Here is a 14971-nt window from a genome sequence, read left to right on the forward strand (position 1 = left end):
CGGTATTGCATGACTAACGGGAAAAACTGGAATCGGGCGCATTGTAGCGATGCCAACCTGTCCCCGCTTTGCTTGCGGCATTTCATGAAAATTCGACGAGCCCCTGCGCATACTGCCCGCCATAGTGTCCTGCAATCCGAGTTCAGCATTCCATGCATATCCAATTCCGGTCCGATCCCATAGCCGCCCAGGTGCTGGCCAAATCGTTTCCCGTGGAAGCGTTCTGGTCGACGCAGGCGGCCAACGTGCCGTACGACACCTGCGTGACCTGCGTCATCCCCTGCCTGAATGAATGCGACAACCTGCGGGTGCTGCTGCCCCTGCTGCGCAGCCGCCTCACGGCGCTGTGCTCCAGCTGGGAAGTGATCGTGGCCGACGACGGCAGCACCGACGGCACCGAGGCGCTGATGGCGCAATGGACCGAGCACGCCGGCTTTCGCTACGTGCAGCTGTCGCGCAATTTCGGCAAGGAGGCCGCGCTCAGCGCCGGCCTCGAGGCCGCCGCCGGCAATGTGGTGATCTGCCTGGACGCCGACCTGCAGCATCCGCCGGCCCTGATCGAGCAGATGCTGGCGCGCTGGGCCGCTGGCGCCGAAATGGTCTATGCCGTGCGCGAAAGCCGCGCCGACGAATCCTGGCTCAAGCGCTGCGGCGCGCGCTGGTTCTACAAGCTGCTCAGCGGCGCGCGCGGCGTGGACGTGCCGCCGCATGCCGGCGATTTCCGGCTAATGGACCGTAGCGTGGTGGACGCGCTCAACGCGCTGCCCGAACGCACGCGCTTCATGAAGGGCCTGTACGCCTGGGTCGGCTTCAAGGGCGAGGCGCTGGCCTATACACCCGACGAACGCATGCACGGCGACAGCCGCTTCAGCGGCATGCGCCTGTTCCGCCTGGCGCTGGACGGGCTTACCGCCTTCACCACCTGGCCGCTGCGCCTGGTGAGCCTGGTGGGCGTGGCGTTCGCCCTGATGGCGCTGGCCTACGCGGCCTATCTCGTGGCCGACTACCTGCTGTCCGGCAATCCGGTATCGGGCTGGACCACCATCGTCACCGCCGTGCTGTTCTTCGCCGGCGTGAACCTGATTTCCCTGGGCGTGGTGGGCGAGTACGTCGCCCGCATCTTCGACGAGGTCAAGGGCCGCCCCTTGTTCGTGGTGCGCCGCCGCCAGGGCCGCACCTGCCATCCGGACCAGGACCCGCACTGACATGTCCGCCATGACGCAACCGGGGCGTTCCAACTGGACCCCGCCGGCAGGACGCTTCCTGCTCGCCGTCGGCGCCTGGCTGGCGTGGCTGGCCTGGCTCAGGCCCCTGACGCTGCCCGACGAAGGCCGCTACGCCGGCGTCGCCTGGGACATGCTGCGCAGCGGCTCGCATGCCGTGCCGCTGCTGGACGGCATGCCGTACTTCCACAAGCCGCCGCTCTATTACTGGCTGACCGAGCTGTCCTTTTCCGTCTTCGGCGTGCATCCGTGGGCGGCGCGGGTGCCGTCCTGGCTGGCGGCCTGGGCCACGGCGGCGGCGCTGTACGGTTTCGTGCGCCGCTACCGCGACGCGGCGGCCGCCACGCTGACCGTGCTGATCCTCGCCACCATGCCGTTCTTCTACGGCGGGGCGCAGTTCGCCAACCTGGACATGCTGGTCGCCGGCATGATCGCGCTATGCCTGCTGGCCGCGGCCGACGCGGTGCTGCGCGCCGAGCGCGGCCAGGCCTGGCGCCGGATGTCGCTGGCCGCCGCCGCGCTGGCGGCGCTGGCGGTGCTGGCCAAGGGCCTGATCGGCGTGGTGCTGCCGGGCGCGATCCTGTTTCTCTGGCTGGCGTGGAGGCGGTACTGGCGCGGCCTGGCCGTGCTGCTGTGGCCGCCGTCGATACTGCTTTTCATCGCGCTGGCCGCGCCGTGGTTCGTGCTGATGCAGCTGCGCTATCCCGGCTTCTACGATTACTTCTTCGTCTACCAGCATTTCCAGCGCTTCGCCGCCGGCGGCTTCAACAACGCCCAGCCATTCTGGTTCTATCTGCCGGTGGTCGCCGGGCTGAGCCTGCCCTGGTCCTTGTGGGGCGGCGCCATCCTGCGCAAGTCGTTCTGGGCCGACGGCCCGGCGCGCGACCTGAGGCGCTTCGCGCTGTTGTGGCTGGGCGTCGTGATCGTGTTTTTCTCGCTGCCGCATTCCAAGCTGGTGGGCTACGTGCTGCCGGTGCTGGCGCCGCTGGCCTTTTTGCTGTCGGAAGCCATTCTGGCGGCCTGGCGCCGCGAGACCGAGCCCGTCACGCAGCGTCTGGTCCGCCTGAGCGCGGCCGTGGCCGCCGGCATCTGCGTCATCGCGGTGGGCATCGCCGCGCACAATGCGCGCGGCAGCGCCAGCCCGCTGGCCAAGGTGGTGCGCGAGCAGGCCAGGCCGGGCGACACCTTCGTGTCCCTGCACTCCTATCCGTTCGACCTGGCCTTGTACGCCCGGGCGCCGCGGCCGATGTGGGTGGTGGACGACTGGCTCAATCCCGAGGTGCCGGTGCGCGACAACTGGCGCAAGGAACTGTACGACGCCGCCAAGTTCGATCCGCAGACCGGCGAGCAGGTATTGCTTGGCGCGGCCGAATTCAACCAGCGGCTGTGCCGCGCGCCGGATGGAGCGCGCTACTGGGTATGGGGCACCGCGTCGGACAATCAGGCCTATCTGCCGCTGCAAGGCCTGGCGCCCGCGGTCACCAGCGCGAAGTACATGATGTGGCGGGTGGAAGTGGACGCGGCCCTCAGGCAGCGGGTCTGTGGCGGAATGCCCAGAGCCGGCCTGCAATAAAGGTCGCGACGGCAAGCCCGGCCAGTATCAGGGCGAGCAGGACATCGTAGCGGATGGCCGTGCTGTGCAGCAGCCACGCGTAAGCGGCTTCGTTGATGGCGAAGCCGGCGGCTGACACGAGAAAGAAACGGCGCGCTGCTACTGTCCAGGGAATAGTCGAATGTCGGAACGTCAGACGATAGTGGCCCAGGAAGGAAACCACGAAGGCGATCAGCCAGCCGATCAGGTTGGCGGCCAGCGGCGGCATCCCGAAGGCCTCCACGCAGCCCACGGCGACAGCCCAATGGGTGGCGGCGGCGGCGCATCCGACGGCAATGAAGGTGCTTACTTGTTGCAGCAGGGCGCGCATGGAAAGCGTGGCGAAATGGAAGTAAGGGGTATTGCGATGAGCAAACGTATCGTGGTCTGCGGGGACGATTTTGGCATGAATGCCGATATCGATGAAGGCATGATCGAACTGGCCGGCATGGGCCGCCTGAGCGCGGTCAGCTGCCTGTCGCAAGGGCCGTCGTTCGCCGCCCACGTGCGGCGGCTCGCGCCGCTGGACGTGGACGTCGGCCTGCACGTGAACTTCACCGAACAACTCGACCCGAACGCCGAAGCGCTGCCCGCGCTGGGCCGCCTGATCCTCAACGCCTACGCCGGACGCCTGGACGCCGCCTGGATCGACGCCCGCCTGCAGCGCCAGTTCGACGCCTTCGAGGCCGCCACCGGCCGCGCGCCCGATTACGTCGACGGCCATCAGCACGTGCACCAGCTGCCGGGCATCCGCGCGCGCCTGTTGCTGCTGCTCAAGCGCCGCTATGGCGAGAACCGGCCGTGGCTGCGTCAGACCGCGCCCGGCATGCAAAGCGGCATCCCGCTGCGTGAAGCGTTCAAGGCCCGCATCATCGGCGCGCTGGGCGCGGCCGCGCTGGCGCGCGAGGCGCGCGCCGACGGCCTGCGCACCAATCGCCGGCTGCTGGGCGTCTACGGCTTCGAAGGCGGCAAGCGGCACTACGCCGGCCTGCTACAGAACTGGCTGTTCAACGCGCGCGACTGCGACCTGCTGATGTGCCATCCGGCCGCGGCCAGCCAGGACGGCTGCGCCATGTCGCGCCAGCGCCGCGCCGAATTCGATGTGCTGGCCAGCCCCAAGCTGGGTGATTGGCTCAACGTCAACGGCGTGCATATTTCGCGGTTGCCGGCTGGGGCGTGATGGCTGCAGCGCGCAAATTCCTTGGCAAGAACACGAATATCGAGCGCGCGAAACCCATCACGCCCCACAAAGAAAAAACCTACTCACTAGTCAGGCTCTGCAGCAGCCACGCCCCGGCCGGCCCCAGCGCCCGGCGCCGCGACCAGACCGCATCGACCCGGATGTGGCGCGGCCAGCCCGGCGCCTTCAGCTCGGTCAGCTGGTCCTGCCCGAACCGCTGGATCATCCAGCGCGGCAGCTCGGTCCAGCCGAAACCCCGGCTGGCCATTTCCAGAAGCATCAGATAACCCGGCGCCGACCAGGTCGAATAGGCCGGCTCGGTGTCCTTGTCGCCCAGCTCGAAGGTGCTCAGGCGCAGCGCGCGCTCGGACTTCAGCTGGTCTTCGGTGACGCTGGGCAGCTTGGCCAGCGGATGGTTGCGGCCCACGCACAGCACGATCTCCGACAGTTCCGCCAGCGTGGCGTGGGCCACGTCGGGCGGATAGGTATCCTGCGCGGCCATCAGGCCCAGGTGCGCGCGCCCCTGCTGCACCAGGGCCACCACGTCCTCGTATTCCGCGATCAGGCATTCGAAGCGCAGCGCCGGATAGCGCTGGTCGATCTGGCTGAGCATGGTCTCGAAGGTTTCCGACTGGAACGTATCGGACAGCACCAGGGTGAGCCGGGGCTCCAGGCCCTCGGCCAGCTGGCTGGCGCTGCGGTTCAGGCGATCGTTGGCGGCCAGCACCTGCAAGGCCTGCCCCAGCAGCACCTGGCCTGCCTCGGTCAGGGTGGGCTGGCGCTGGCTGCGGTCGAACAGGGCCACGTTCAGGTCCACCTCCAGGTTGGCGATGGTTTCGCTGATGGTGCTCTGGCTTTTGCCCAGCTTGCGGGCCGCGGCGGAAAACGTGCCTTCCGAGGCGACCTGGGCGAAAGCGGCCAGGGATTCCAGTGAATGGCGCATGGGATGTCCGGCAAAATGGATATCGGTTTTTCCGATGAAAACCATCTTTATCGTACCGGAAATATCGTAGAAAATCCCTTCCGTTCTGTAGTAACGACCTCAGGTGGGTCATGACGCAAGCCAAGAAATCCCTCAAAGAACGCTTTTTCCACGCCTTTCTGTTCGAAGTCCTGGCCATTGGCCTGTGCGCGCCGGCGGCCGCCTGGGCCATGGGCAAATCCCTGTTCGAGATGGGCGTGCTGACGGCCGTGATCGCCTGGATCGCGCTGGTCTGGAACATGATCTACAACGCTGGATTCGACCGAGTCGAGAACCACTACGGCTGGACCCGCAACCTGCGGGTCCGGGTGCTGCACGCCTGCGGCTTCGAGATCGGCCTGATCCTGATCGTGATCCCGCTGGCCGCCTGGTGGCTGAGCATCAGCCTGTGGCAGGCCTTCGTGCTCGACATCGCGCTGGTGCTGTTCTATCTGCCGTACGGTTTTCTGTACAACCTGGCCTACGACCGCTCGCGTCCCTACGTCATGAAATGGCTGAGCCGCAACGAGCCGGCCGCGGTCGCGCGCCAGACGCCCTGCGCGTAAGCGCGCCGGCGCGGCTTCAGCCCGCGCGGCTGCGGTAGGCGCGGCTGGCGTCGCGCATGAAACTGCCGACGGCGGTCTCGTACTGCGCGCCGCTGCGGAAGGCGCCCGAATGCGAGGCGCCTTCGATCTTCACCAGGCGCTTGAGGTCCGGCGCCACGTTGCGCGCGGCGGCGTAGAGCTCGTCGCTCATCGTATGCGGTACGACGCGGTCGGCGGTGCCGTGCATGAACAGCATGGGCGTGTGCAGGCTGGCCAGTTTCTCCACCGAATCGAAGGGCTGGGTGACCAGCAGGCCGGCGCCCGGCATCTTGCCCCAGCGCAGCGTGGCCAGCATCGCGCCGATGCTGGTGAAGCTGGATTCCACGATCAGGCCGGCGAAGTCCGGCTGTTCCGGACGCGCGGCCAGGTCGATGGCGATCGCGCCGCCCAGACTGTGGCCATAGATGAAGCGGCGCGCCGGGTCCGGCTGCAGCCGGGCCAATTCCTTGAGACCCGCGATGGCGTCTTCCTGGGCGGTGCGCTCGGAAGGCAGCAACGCGGTCGAGGCCCCGAAGCCGCGGTAGTCGATGGCCAGTACGGAATAGCCCATGCGCGTCCAGCCCTCGATGCGAAAGGCGCTGCCGTTCAGATTCCAGCGCGCGCCATGCAGGTACAGCACGGTGGGGGCGTCGGCCCGCGGGCTCTGCCAGTACCAGGCGCGCACGTGATCGCCGCCGGCCAGCGGCAGGTCATATACCTGGGTGCCGGCGGCCGGCTCGCGCCACCAGGTCTGGGGTTCGGCCTGGGGCGAGAAAATCGTCTGGCGTTGCCAGGAGTCGAGCTGGGTGCAGCCTACCACGCCGGCGCCCGTGAGCAGGGCGGCGGCCAGCAGTCGGCGCAGGGCGGGGCGGGATAGTGCGGGCATGAACGATATGACCCGGGCAGGGCGGCGGGGTTCCGGCATCAGCATACTAGCGGGTCAGCGCCAGCCAGGCCTGGGCGGCGTGCGACAGATAGCCGCCGCGGCGCCAGACCAGCACCATTTCCCAGTCCGTGCCAGCGTCGCGCAGCGGCACGCGGGCCACGCCGGCATGCAGTTCCTCGCGCGCCTTCAGGCGCGGCAGAAAGGCCACGCCCAGGCCGGCCGCCACCAGCGCCACGATGAAATCCACCTGGCTGCTGCGCGCCGCGATCGTGGGGGCGAAGCCGGCGCGCTGGCAGGCGTCATGCAGGATGCGGTTGAGTGCGAAGCCGGTCTCGAACAGGATGAAAGGCGAGTCCCGCAGCTCGCGCAGGCTGACCGACGCGGCGCCCGCCCTGGGATGGTCGGCGGGCATCAGCGCCACCAGCGGCTCGCGCGCCACGGGCTGCCATTCGAAATGCTCGGGCACCGGCTTGAGCGAGGCCGCCAGCTCGATTTCGCCGGCCATCACCATTTCCTCCAGGCGCCGGCTGCCGTGTTCCACCAGGCTGATTTCCACCTGCGGATAGCGGCTGCGAAAGCGCGCGAAAAGCGGCGCGAACAGCGTGCTGCTGCCCAGCGGCGGCAGGCCCAGCCGCAGCACGCCGCGCTTGAGGCCCTTCAGTTCGTCCAGCTCCGCGTACAGGTCGTCGCGCTGGGCCAGCATGGCCTGCGCGCGGCGGTAGACGATTTCGCCGGCGGCCGTCAGCCGCGGCGGCTGGGCGTGGCGGTCCAGCAACGGCATGCCCAGCTCGTCCTCGAGCTGGCGCACCGCCTTGCTGACGGTGGGCTGGGTGGCGTAGACGGCCTTGGCCGCCTGGGAAAAACCGCCCTGGCGGACCACCTCGACCAGCGCGCGCAGGGGGCGCAGTTCCATGGTTATGCCTGATTGGAATACGGTGGATTCAATGAATTCATTTTATCTATGGCGCGCGCTGGCGTAAAACATAGGCATGCCGCTGGAAGTCCTGCCGATGTTTTTGTCCCGTTATTCCATCCTCGCGCGCAGCGCCCTGCGCCGCAGCCGCGTCCTCCAAATCTGCCTGATCGTCCTGTTTTCCTGGCTGGGCCAGGCGCTCGCCGGGTGGCTGGGGCTGCCCATACCGGGCGCGGTCATCGGCATGGCCATCGTGCTGCTCCTGCTGGCCACGCGCCGCCTGCCGGTGCGCAGCGTGCACCGCGGCGCCAGCTGGCTGCTGGGCGAAATGCTGCTGTTCTTCGTTCCCGCCGTCATGTCGCTGCTGGACCACCGCGAATTCCTCGGGCTGCTGGGGCTGAAGCTGCTGGCCGTCATCGTGCTGGGCACCGTGCTGGTGATGGCGGGCACGGCGCTGACCATAGACCTCTGCTACCGCTGGATGAACCGCCATGCCGGTTGATTTCAATCTGCTGTTCTGGCCGGCGGCGACGGTGCTGGCCTACGCCGGCGCCCGGCTGTTCTACCGCCGTTACGCCTATTGGTGCACCTCGACGCTGGTGGTGGCGCCGGCCCTGCTGCTGGCGCTGGCGATCGCGCTGCACACCGGCTATCGCGACTACATGGCCGGCTCGCACTGGCTGATGGCGATGCTGGGCCCGGTGATCGTGGCGTTCGCGCTGCCGCTCTACCAGCAGCGCGTGCTGATCCGCCGCTACTGGCCGGTGCTGGCCGCCGGCGTCGCGGTCGGCAGCCTGGTGGCCGGTGCCAGCGCGTGGATGCTGGGCAGCCTGCTGGACCTGCCGCCCGACCTCCGGCTGAGCCTGCTGCCGCGTTCGGTGGCCACGCCTTTCGCCGTGGAAGTGTCCACGCACGTGGGCGGCATGCCCGACCTGACCGCGGTGTTCGTGATCGTGACCGGCGTGTTCGGCGCGGCCATCGGCCAGCTGATGCGCCGCTGGCTGCCGCTGCGCTCGGCCCTGGCGCGCGGCGCGCTGTTCGGCATGGGCGCCCACGGCGCGGGCACCGCCAAGGCCCGCGAACTGGCGGCCGACGAGGGCGCGGTGGCCGGCCTGGTCATGGTGATGGCGGGCCTGTTCAACGTGCTGGTCACGCCGGCCGTGGTGGTGGCTTTGCGGGCCTAGTCCGGCAGGGTTAGTGCACCAGTTCGAGGGCCACCGGATACAGCGAGGCCACCAGCAGCAGCGCCATGCTGATGTTGAAGGCGCGGATCGCCCAGGGCCGGTGCAGCACGCGGCGCAGCGCCGTGCCGAAGGTGACCCAGATGCCGATGCTGGGCAGGTTGACGATGCCGCAGACCAGCGTGGCGATGACCAGGTTGGCGAAAAAGCTGTTCTGCGGCGTGTAGGTGGCCACCACGCCCACGGCCATCACCCATGCCTTGGGGTTGACCCACTGGAAGGCCGCGGCCTGCAGGAACGTGAAAGGCTTGCCGCGCACCTCGCCGTCCTCCATGGCGCCCGAATTGGCGATCTTCCAGGCCAGGTACAGCAGATAGGCCGCGCCCACGTACTTCAGCACGGTGTACAGCTGCGGCATCTGCTGGAACACCGAGCCCAGCCCGACGCCCACCAGGAAGATCATCAGCGTGAAGCCGAGGTTCACGCCCAGCAGGTGCGGCATGCTGCGGCGAAAGCCGAAGTTCAGGCCCGAGGACGCCAGCATCACGTTGTTGGGGCCGGGCGTGATCGAGCTGACCAGCGCGAACATGGCCAGCGGACCGAGCAGGGACAGCGACATCAGGGGCACGTCGGCCCATTGGGAAGGGAGCAGATTCATTTAGGGGTCCTGACTATGGCGCGGCGTCCGCCGGCGATCACGACGATCACGGCGGCGGCGAAGAAGAAGGTCGCCGTTTCCACGGATTCGTCAAACAGCGCTGCCGCGGCCACCACCGTAAGAAAGGGCTGCAGCAACTGAACTTGTCCCACGCGGGCGATCCCGCCCACGGCCAGGCCGCGATACCAGGCGAAGAATCCCAGGAACATCGAGCCGAACGCCAGGTAGGCGCAGGCCAGCACGACCGACGGGCTGGGCCAGCTGGCCTGCGCGGCCATCCAGCCTACGGGGGCCGCCACGACCGGGGCGCTGATCACCAGCGCCCAGCATATTGTGCGCCCGCCGCCCAGCGTGCGCGAGGCCCGCGCGCCTTCGGCATAGCCCATGCCGCCCAGCACCACCGCCACCAGCAGCCACAGATCGCCCAGCGACAGCGTGCCGTGGCCCTGGCGCAGGGCGTAGGCGGTGACCAGCGCGGCGCCCAGCAGGGCCCAGGCCCAGAATGCCGGCGACGGGCGCTCGCCGCTGCGCAGCGCCGCGAAGGCCGCCGTCGACAGCGGCAGCAGGCCGTTGAACACTGCGCCGTGCGACGAAGGCACGGTCTGCATGGCGAAGGAGGAGGCCAGCGGCCAGCCCACCACGATGCCCAGCGCGGCCAGGATCACGCCGGGCCATTCCTCGCGGTTCGGCCGCCGCGCGCGCGTCAGCCACAGCAGCGCCACGGCCGGCACCGCCGCCACCAGCGCCCGGCCCAGCCCGATCAGCAGCGGGTCCAGTTCGGCCACGGCCAGCCGCGTCATGGGCAGCGTCAGGGAAAAGACCAGCACGCCCAGGAAGCCATAGGCGTAGCCCTCCCAGACGGGGCCGGCCGCCTTGGCGGCGGCCGGGGAGGAGGGATAGAACGCAGGACGGGTCATGGGCGCCACCAGTTGCAGGTTTTCGTGATTGCTGCCACTCTACGCATAGTCATCGGTACAGTACCGGTACACTTTGGCATATCACTTTAATCACTGGCCTGGTGAAATCTCCATGACAGTTGCCCCCGCGCTCTCATCCTCCCCGCCCTGGCAGCCCGTGCGCCAGGCCGACGCCACCCTGGTGACGCAGCTGGCCGACGGCCTGGCCCGCCGCATCGACGAGCAGGGCCTGCGGCCCGGCACCCGGCTGCCGTCCATCCGCAAGATGGCCGAACAGTCCGGCGTCAGCCGCTTTACGGTGGTGGAAGCCTACGACCGGCTGGTGGCGCGTGGCCTGGTGCAGTCGCGCCGGGGCGCGGGGTTTTTCGTGCGGGCGCGCAGCGGCCCGCTGGCGGCGTCCGCCACGGCGCCGTCCGCCGCTTCGCTGGCGCCGCCGGCGCGCATCGACGTGGCCTGGCTGCTGCGCAGCATGTTCCGCGAAACCGCCGCGCTCGGCATGCCGGGCGGCGCGGGCCTGCTGCCGCCGGACTGGCTGGACCCCGAAATGGTGGCCGGCGCGGTGCGCGCGGTCGGGCGCTCGGTGCGCGGCCACCTGGTCAGCTACGGTCATCCCCAGGGCTTCGCGCCGCTGCGCCAGCAGATCGCCGCCTCGCTGCAGAACGACGGCGTGCCGGCGCATCCGGAGCTGAACCTGCTCACGACCAACGGCGTCACGCACGGCCTGGATCTGATCGCGCGGCACCTGGTCAAGCCGGGCGACACCGTGCTGGTCGAAGACCCGGCCTGGTTCGTCATTTTCGGCCGCCTGGCGGCCTTCGGCGCGCGCCCCATCGGCGTGCCGCGCGGCCCCGACGGCCCCGACATCGCGCTGCTCGAACAGCTGGCCGCGCAGCACAAGCCCAAGCTCTTCATCGTCAACAGCGCGGTGCACAACCCCACCGGCCATACCCTGTCGGCTGGGGCGGCCTACGACATCCTGCGCATCGCCGAGCGCCACGATTTCATGGTGGTCGAAGACGACACCTACGGCGAACTGCATCCCGGCGGGGCCATGAAGCTGGCGGTGCTGGACCGCCTGAAACGCGTGATCCTGGTGGGCGGCTATTCCAAGATGCTGGCGGCCAGCCTGCGCGTGGGCTATCTGGCGGCCAATCCCGACATCCTGCAGAAGCTGGCCGACCTGAAGATGCTGGCCGGCCTGACCTCCCCCGAACTGGGCGAACGGGTCGTGCACCGGGTGCTGATGGAAGGGCAGTACCGGCGCCATATCGAACGGGTGCGCGCGCGCGTGGACGAGGCCCGCCAGCGCTGCCTGAAGGGCCTGCTCAAGCTGGGAATGACGGTGCATCACGAACCGAATGCGGGCATGTTCGTCTGGGCCGATTGCGGCCGTGACAGCGAGGAGCTGGCGCGGGTGGCGGCCGACCACGGCATGCTGCTGGCGCCGGGCACGCTGTTCTCGCCGTCGCAGGCGCCCTCCAGCATGCTGCGTTTTTCGGTCACCATCGCCGATCACCGGGGAATCTGGGCGGACCTGGAAAAAATCTTCGCGCAAACCGGCGCGGGCATTCAATAATATAAAAAGCCCTCATTACCAAGCCATATAAGGAATCGTCATGTCCGCACCCATCAAACCCCTGACCCAGAATTTCGCCGTCGCCCCGCAGCTCGGCCCGGACGACATGGCGGACGTCGCCGCCGCCGGCTACAAGAGCGTCATCATCAACCGTCCCGATTTCGAAGGCGGCCCCGACCAGCCCACCGCCGCCGACGTGTCCAAGGCCGCGCAGGCCGCCGGCCTGCAGATCGAATACCAGCCCGTGGTGGGCAGCGCCATGACCGCCGCCGACGTCCAGCGCTTCGCCGAACTGCTGCGCACGCTGCCCGGTCCGGTACTGGCGTATTGCCGCACCGGCACCCGCTGCACCAACCTGTTCGCCGCCGCGCAGCAACTGGGCTGAGGCCGCGCTTGACGCGCATCAAGCACATCGGGTTCACATTGATGTACGCGTAGCGGGTTTCCGGTAGCATGGAGACTCCTCTCAAACAGGAGCAGGCAGATGTTCAAGAAGATCCTGATTCCCACCGACGGCTCGCCGCTGTCGGCGCAAGCCGCCAACGCGGGTATTTGTTTTGCGCGTTCCGTAGGCGCTGAAGTCGTCGCGCTGTACGTCACGCAGCCGTTCGCGGCCACCATCGGCTTCGACGGCATGGCCGCGGCCTATGCCATCACCGACGAAGACTACGAAAAGGCCTCGGCCGAACAGGCCGACAAGTACCTCAAGCAGATCACCGACCGCGCCGACACCGCCGGCGTGAAGTCCGAGGCGCGCGCCGTGTCCAACTTCAACGTGGCCGACGGCATCGTGCAGGCCGCCGCCGACGCCGGCTGCGACCTGATCTTCATCGGCAGCCACGGCCGCAGCGGCCTGTCGCGCCTGCTGCTGGGCAGCGTCACGGCCAAGGTGCTGTCGCTGGCCAGCACCGCCGTGCTGGTCTACCGCGTCAAGGAAGACAAGAAGTAAGTCCTTCCGCGCAGGTCGCCCCGAACCCCTCCGCAGCGAGGGGTTTTTTTTGCGCCCGGCGCGGCGCGCAAGCGGGCCGCGCGCGTCTTTGTATCTTGCGGCGGCGGGCGTAATATTCATGCATCAGCGCGGGCGCGGCCTCGCCACTACGCAGTCCTTCACGCGGCCTCGCGCCCGCCGCGGCAAGGCCCGGTCGGGCCTGCCGTCTTTGCCTGGCGACTTCAAAGGAAGAGGCCATGACTCGCAAGACGCGTATCGAGCTATACCGCAACATCGGCATCAGCGCCCACATCGACGCGGGCAAAACGACGACCACCGAGCGCATCCTCTTCTATACCGGCATCACCCACAAGATCGGCGAGGTGCACGATGGCGCCGCGGTGATGGACTGGATGGAGCAGGAGCAGGAGCGCGGCATCACGATCACCTCGGCCGCCACCACCGCCTTCTGGAAAGGCATGGCCGGCAACTATCCCGAGCACCGCATCAACATCATCGACACGCCCGGCCACGTGGACTTCACCATCGAGGTCGAGCGCTCCATGCGCGTGCTGGACGGCGCGGTCATGGTGTATGACGCGGTCGGCGGCGTGCAGCCGCAATCCGAGACCGTCTGGCGCCAGGCCAACAAGTACAAGGTGCCGCGGCTGGCCTTCGTCAACAAGATGGACCGCGTGGGCGCGGACTTCCTGCGCGTGCAGCGCCAGATCGCCGAGCGCCTCAAGGGCGACGCCGTGCCGATCCAGCTGCCGGTGGGCGCCGAAGACCATTTCGAAGGCGTGATCGACCTGGTCAAGATGAAGGCCATCATCTGGGACGAGGCCAGCCAGGGCGTGCGTTTCGAATACCAGGACATCCCGGCCGCGATGCAGGCGCAGGCCCAGGAATGGCACGACAAGATGGTCGAGAAGGCCGCCGAAGCCAACGAGGCGCTGCTGGAGAAATACCTGGCGGGCGAGCCGCTGACCGAGGAAGAGATCAAGCAGGGCCTGCGCCAGCGCACGGTGGCCAACGAGATCGTGCCCATGCTGTGCGGCAGCGCGTTCAAGAACAAGGGCGTGCAGGCCATGCTGGACGCGGTGCTCGACTACCTGCCGTCGCCGGTCGACGTGCCGGCCATCAAGGGCCATGACGAGCGCGACCGCGAGATCGAGCGCCATCCCGCCGACAACGAGCCGTTCTCGGCCCTGGCCTTCAAGATCATGACCGATCCCTTCGTCGGCCAGCTGGTGTTCTTCCGTGTGTATTCGGGCGTGGTGAAGTCGGGCGACTCGGTGTTGAACCCGGTCAAGGGCAAAAAGGAAAGGCTGGGCCGCATCCTGCAGATGCACGCCAACGAGCGCCGCGAAATCACCGAGGTCTATGCCGGCGACATCGCCGCGGCGGTGGGGATCAAGGACGTCACCACCGGCGACACGCTGACCGATCCGGCGCACGTCATCATCCTGGAACGCATGGTCTTCCCGGAGCCGGTGATATCGCAGGCGGTCGAGCCCAAGACCAAGGCCGACCAGGAAAAAATGGGCATCGCGCTGGGCCGCCTGGCGCAGGAAGACCCGTCCTTCCGCGTGCGCACCGACGAGGAGTCGGGCCAGACCATCATCTCGGGCATGGGCGAGCTGCACCTGGAAATCCTGGTGGACCGCATGAAGCGCGAGTTCGGCGTCGAGGCCACGGTGGGCAAGCCGCAGGTGGCCTACCGCGAAACCATACGCAAGACCTGTGCCGAGGTCGAGGGCAAGTTCGTCAAGCAGTCAGGCGGGCGCGGCCAGTACGGCCACGTGGTGCTGAAGCTCGAACCGCAGGAACCCGGCAAGGGCTATGAGTTCGTCGACGCGATCAAGGGCGGCGTGGTGCCGCGCGAGTTCATCCCGGCGGTGGACAAGGGCGTGCGCGAGGCGCTCAACGCCGGCGTGCTGGCCGGCTATCCCGTGGTGGACGTGAAGGTGACGCTGTTCTTCGGTTCTTACCACGACGTGGATTCGAACGAGAACGCGTTCCGCATGGCCGGCTCGATGGCGTTCAAGGAAGGCATGCGCCGGGCCGACCCGGTGCTGCTGGAACCCATGATGCAGGTCGAGGTGGAAACGCCCGACGATTACACCGGCAACGTCATGGGCGACCTGTCCTCGCGCCGCGGCATGGTCCAGGGCATGGAGGACATCGCCGGCGGCGGCGGCAAGCTGGTGCGCGCCGAAGTGCCGCTGGCCGAGATGTTCGGCTATTCGACCTCGCTGCGTTCGCTTACCCAGGGCAGGGCGACCTACTCCATGGAGTTCAAGCATTACGCCGAGGCCCCGCGCCAGGTGGCGCAGGAAGTGATTGCGGCCCAGGGCACGGGCCGCTGAGGCG

The 14971-nt window shown here is 68.1% G+C and carries 16 protein-coding genes; 10 read left to right on the plus strand and 6 right to left on the minus strand.

Annotated elements, in window-relative coordinates; genetic code table 11:
- Window positions 1-152: 152 nt before the first annotated feature.
- Complete coding sequence (locus C1I89_RS29585) at window positions 153-1205, plus strand: glycosyltransferase family 2 protein (protein ID WP_102775836.1); 1053 nt, start codon at window positions 153-155, stop codon at window positions 1203-1205.
- A 1-nt stretch (window position 1206) separates the two neighbouring features.
- Window positions 1207-2796 carry an ArnT family glycosyltransferase gene (locus C1I89_RS29590; protein WP_102775837.1) on the plus strand — a complete coding sequence of 530 codons (1590 nt, stop codon included), beginning with the start codon at window positions 1207-1209 and terminating at the stop codon, window positions 2794-2796.
- Here the strand turns inward: C1I89_RS29590 and C1I89_RS29595 are convergent.
- Complete coding sequence (locus C1I89_RS29595) at window positions 2750-3145, minus strand: GtrA family protein (RefSeq protein WP_102775838.1); 396 nt, start codon at window positions 3143-3145, stop codon at window positions 2750-2752. The two genes, C1I89_RS29590 and C1I89_RS29595, sit on opposite strands and share 47 nt — an antisense overlap.
- A 36-nt stretch (window positions 3146-3181) precedes the next feature.
- Here C1I89_RS29595 and C1I89_RS29600 point away from each other — a divergent pair, with 36 nt between their 5' ends.
- Window positions 3182-3994 (plus strand): ChbG/HpnK family deacetylase, encoded by an 813-nt coding sequence (locus tag C1I89_RS29600; RefSeq protein ID WP_102775839.1) that lies wholly within the window; start codon window positions 3182-3184, stop codon window positions 3992-3994.
- A gap of 79 nt (window positions 3995-4073) precedes the next feature.
- On the opposite strand, the gene C1I89_RS29605 is transcribed toward C1I89_RS29600, so the two are convergent.
- A complete protein-coding gene (locus C1I89_RS29605) occupies window positions 4074-4937 on the minus strand; it encodes a LysR family transcriptional regulator (protein WP_102775884.1) in 864 nt (287 codons plus the stop codon).
- 110 nt (window positions 4938-5047) lie between these two features.
- On the opposite strand from C1I89_RS29605, the gene C1I89_RS29610 reads away from it, so the two are divergent.
- On the plus strand, window positions 5048-5521 hold the full coding sequence (locus C1I89_RS29610; RefSeq protein WP_102775840.1) for a multidrug/biocide efflux PACE transporter: 474 nt from the start codon (window positions 5048-5050) through the stop codon (window positions 5519-5521).
- A gap of 16 nt (window positions 5522-5537) precedes the next feature.
- Here C1I89_RS29610 and C1I89_RS29615 read toward each other — a convergent pair whose 3' ends face one another.
- Window positions 5538-6425 carry an alpha/beta hydrolase gene (locus C1I89_RS29615; protein WP_102775885.1) on the minus strand — a complete coding sequence of 296 codons (888 nt, stop codon included), beginning with the start codon at window positions 6423-6425 and terminating at the stop codon, window positions 5538-5540.
- Between the two features lie 46 nt (window positions 6426-6471).
- Window positions 6472-7338, minus strand: a complete 867-nt coding sequence (locus C1I89_RS29620; protein WP_102775841.1) for a LysR family transcriptional regulator — start codon at window positions 7336-7338, stop codon at window positions 6472-6474.
- Window positions 7339-7435: 97 nt separating this feature from the next.
- Here C1I89_RS29620 and C1I89_RS29625 point away from each other — a divergent pair, with 97 nt between their 5' ends.
- Both C1I89_RS29625 and C1I89_RS29630 read left to right on the plus strand, forming a co-directional pair.
- Complete coding sequence (locus tag C1I89_RS29625; RefSeq protein WP_102775886.1) at window positions 7436-7840, plus strand: CidA/LrgA family protein; 405 nt, start codon at window positions 7436-7438, stop codon at window positions 7838-7840.
- Window positions 7830-8522 carry an LrgB family protein gene (locus C1I89_RS29630; RefSeq protein ID WP_102775842.1) on the plus strand — a complete coding sequence of 231 codons (693 nt, stop codon included), beginning with the start codon at window positions 7830-7832 and terminating at the stop codon, window positions 8520-8522. Before C1I89_RS29625 ends, C1I89_RS29630 begins: the two co-directional genes overlap by 11 nt.
- Before the next feature lie 10 nt (window positions 8523-8532).
- Here the strand turns inward: C1I89_RS29630 and C1I89_RS29635 are convergent, their stop codons facing one another.
- Window positions 8533-9177, minus strand: a complete 645-nt coding sequence (locus C1I89_RS29635; protein ID WP_102775843.1) for a LysE family translocator — start codon at window positions 9175-9177, stop codon at window positions 8533-8535.
- Window positions 9174-10094 (minus strand): DMT family transporter, encoded by a 921-nt coding sequence (locus C1I89_RS29640; RefSeq protein WP_102775844.1) that lies wholly within the window; start codon window positions 10092-10094, stop codon window positions 9174-9176. The genes C1I89_RS29635 and C1I89_RS29640 overlap by 4 nt, the downstream gene beginning before the upstream one ends.
- Before the next feature lie 112 nt (window positions 10095-10206).
- Here C1I89_RS29640 and C1I89_RS29645 point away from each other — a divergent pair, with 112 nt between their 5' ends.
- The 4 genes from C1I89_RS29645 (at window position 10207) to fusA (ending at window position 14967) form a co-directional block, all read left to right on the plus strand.
- On the plus strand, window positions 10207-11670 hold the full coding sequence (locus C1I89_RS29645) for an aminotransferase-like domain-containing protein (protein ID WP_168202270.1): 1464 nt from the start codon (window positions 10207-10209) through the stop codon (window positions 11668-11670).
- A 40-nt stretch (window positions 11671-11710) separates the two neighbouring features.
- On the plus strand, window positions 11711-12055 hold the full coding sequence (locus tag C1I89_RS29650) for a TIGR01244 family sulfur transferase (protein ID WP_043544931.1): 345 nt from the start codon (window positions 11711-11713) through the stop codon (window positions 12053-12055).
- Between the two features lie 99 nt (window positions 12056-12154).
- On the plus strand, window positions 12155-12619 hold the full coding sequence (locus C1I89_RS29655) for a universal stress protein (protein WP_102775846.1): 465 nt from the start codon (window positions 12155-12157) through the stop codon (window positions 12617-12619).
- 236 nt (window positions 12620-12855) lie between these two features.
- Window positions 12856-14967 (plus strand): elongation factor G, encoded by a 2112-nt coding sequence (gene fusA / locus C1I89_RS29660; RefSeq protein ID WP_102775847.1) that lies wholly within the window; start codon window positions 12856-12858, stop codon window positions 14965-14967.
- Window positions 14968-14971: the final 4 nt, after the last annotated feature.

It is taken from the genome of Achromobacter pulmonis, assembly GCF_002885955.2.
Taxonomy (GTDB): Bacteria; Pseudomonadota; Gammaproteobacteria; order Burkholderiales; family Burkholderiaceae_B; genus Achromobacter; species Achromobacter pulmonis_A.

What these genes read in the sequence shown, in the direction of transcription:
- C1I89_RS29585 (WP_102775836.1), top strand. Translation starts at nt 153, where the DNA reads ATGCATATCCAATTCCGGTCCGATCCCATAGCCGCCCAGGTGCTGGCC.
- C1I89_RS29590 (WP_102775837.1), top strand. Translation starts at nt 1,207, where the DNA reads ATGTCCGCCATGACGCAACCGGGGCGTTCCAACTGGACCCCGCCGGCA.
- C1I89_RS29595 (WP_102775838.1), bottom strand. Translation starts at nt 3,145, where the DNA reads ATGCGCGCCCTGCTGCAACAAGTAAGCACCTTCATTGCCGTCGGATGC.
- C1I89_RS29600 (WP_102775839.1), top strand. Translation starts at nt 3,182, where the DNA reads ATGAGCAAACGTATCGTGGTCTGCGGGGACGATTTTGGCATGAATGCC.
- C1I89_RS29605 (WP_102775884.1), bottom strand. Translation starts at nt 4,937, where the DNA reads ATGCGCCATTCACTGGAATCCCTGGCCGCTTTCGCCCAGGTCGCCTCG.
- C1I89_RS29610 (WP_102775840.1), top strand. Translation starts at nt 5,048, where the DNA reads ATGACGCAAGCCAAGAAATCCCTCAAAGAACGCTTTTTCCACGCCTTT.
- C1I89_RS29615 (WP_102775885.1), bottom strand. Translation starts at nt 6,425, where the DNA reads ATGCCCGCACTATCCCGCCCCGCCCTGCGCCGACTGCTGGCCGCCGCC.
- C1I89_RS29620 (WP_102775841.1), bottom strand. Translation starts at nt 7,338, where the DNA reads ATGGAACTGCGCCCCCTGCGCGCGCTGGTCGAGGTGGTCCGCCAGGGC.
- C1I89_RS29625 (WP_102775886.1), top strand. Translation starts at nt 7,436, where the DNA reads ATGTTTTTGTCCCGTTATTCCATCCTCGCGCGCAGCGCCCTGCGCCGC.
- C1I89_RS29630 (WP_102775842.1), top strand. Translation starts at nt 7,830, where the DNA reads ATGCCGGTTGATTTCAATCTGCTGTTCTGGCCGGCGGCGACGGTGCTG.
- C1I89_RS29635 (WP_102775843.1), bottom strand. Translation starts at nt 9,177, where the DNA reads ATGAATCTGCTCCCTTCCCAATGGGCCGACGTGCCCCTGATGTCGCTG.
- C1I89_RS29640 (WP_102775844.1), bottom strand. Translation starts at nt 10,094, where the DNA reads ATGACCCGTCCTGCGTTCTATCCCTCCTCCCCGGCCGCCGCCAAGGCG.
- C1I89_RS29645 (WP_168202270.1), top strand. Translation starts at nt 10,207, where the DNA reads ATGACAGTTGCCCCCGCGCTCTCATCCTCCCCGCCCTGGCAGCCCGTG.
- C1I89_RS29650 (WP_043544931.1), top strand. Translation starts at nt 11,711, where the DNA reads ATGTCCGCACCCATCAAACCCCTGACCCAGAATTTCGCCGTCGCCCCG.
- C1I89_RS29655 (WP_102775846.1), top strand. Translation starts at nt 12,155, where the DNA reads ATGTTCAAGAAGATCCTGATTCCCACCGACGGCTCGCCGCTGTCGGCG.
- fusA (WP_102775847.1), top strand. Translation starts at nt 12,856, where the DNA reads ATGACTCGCAAGACGCGTATCGAGCTATACCGCAACATCGGCATCAGC.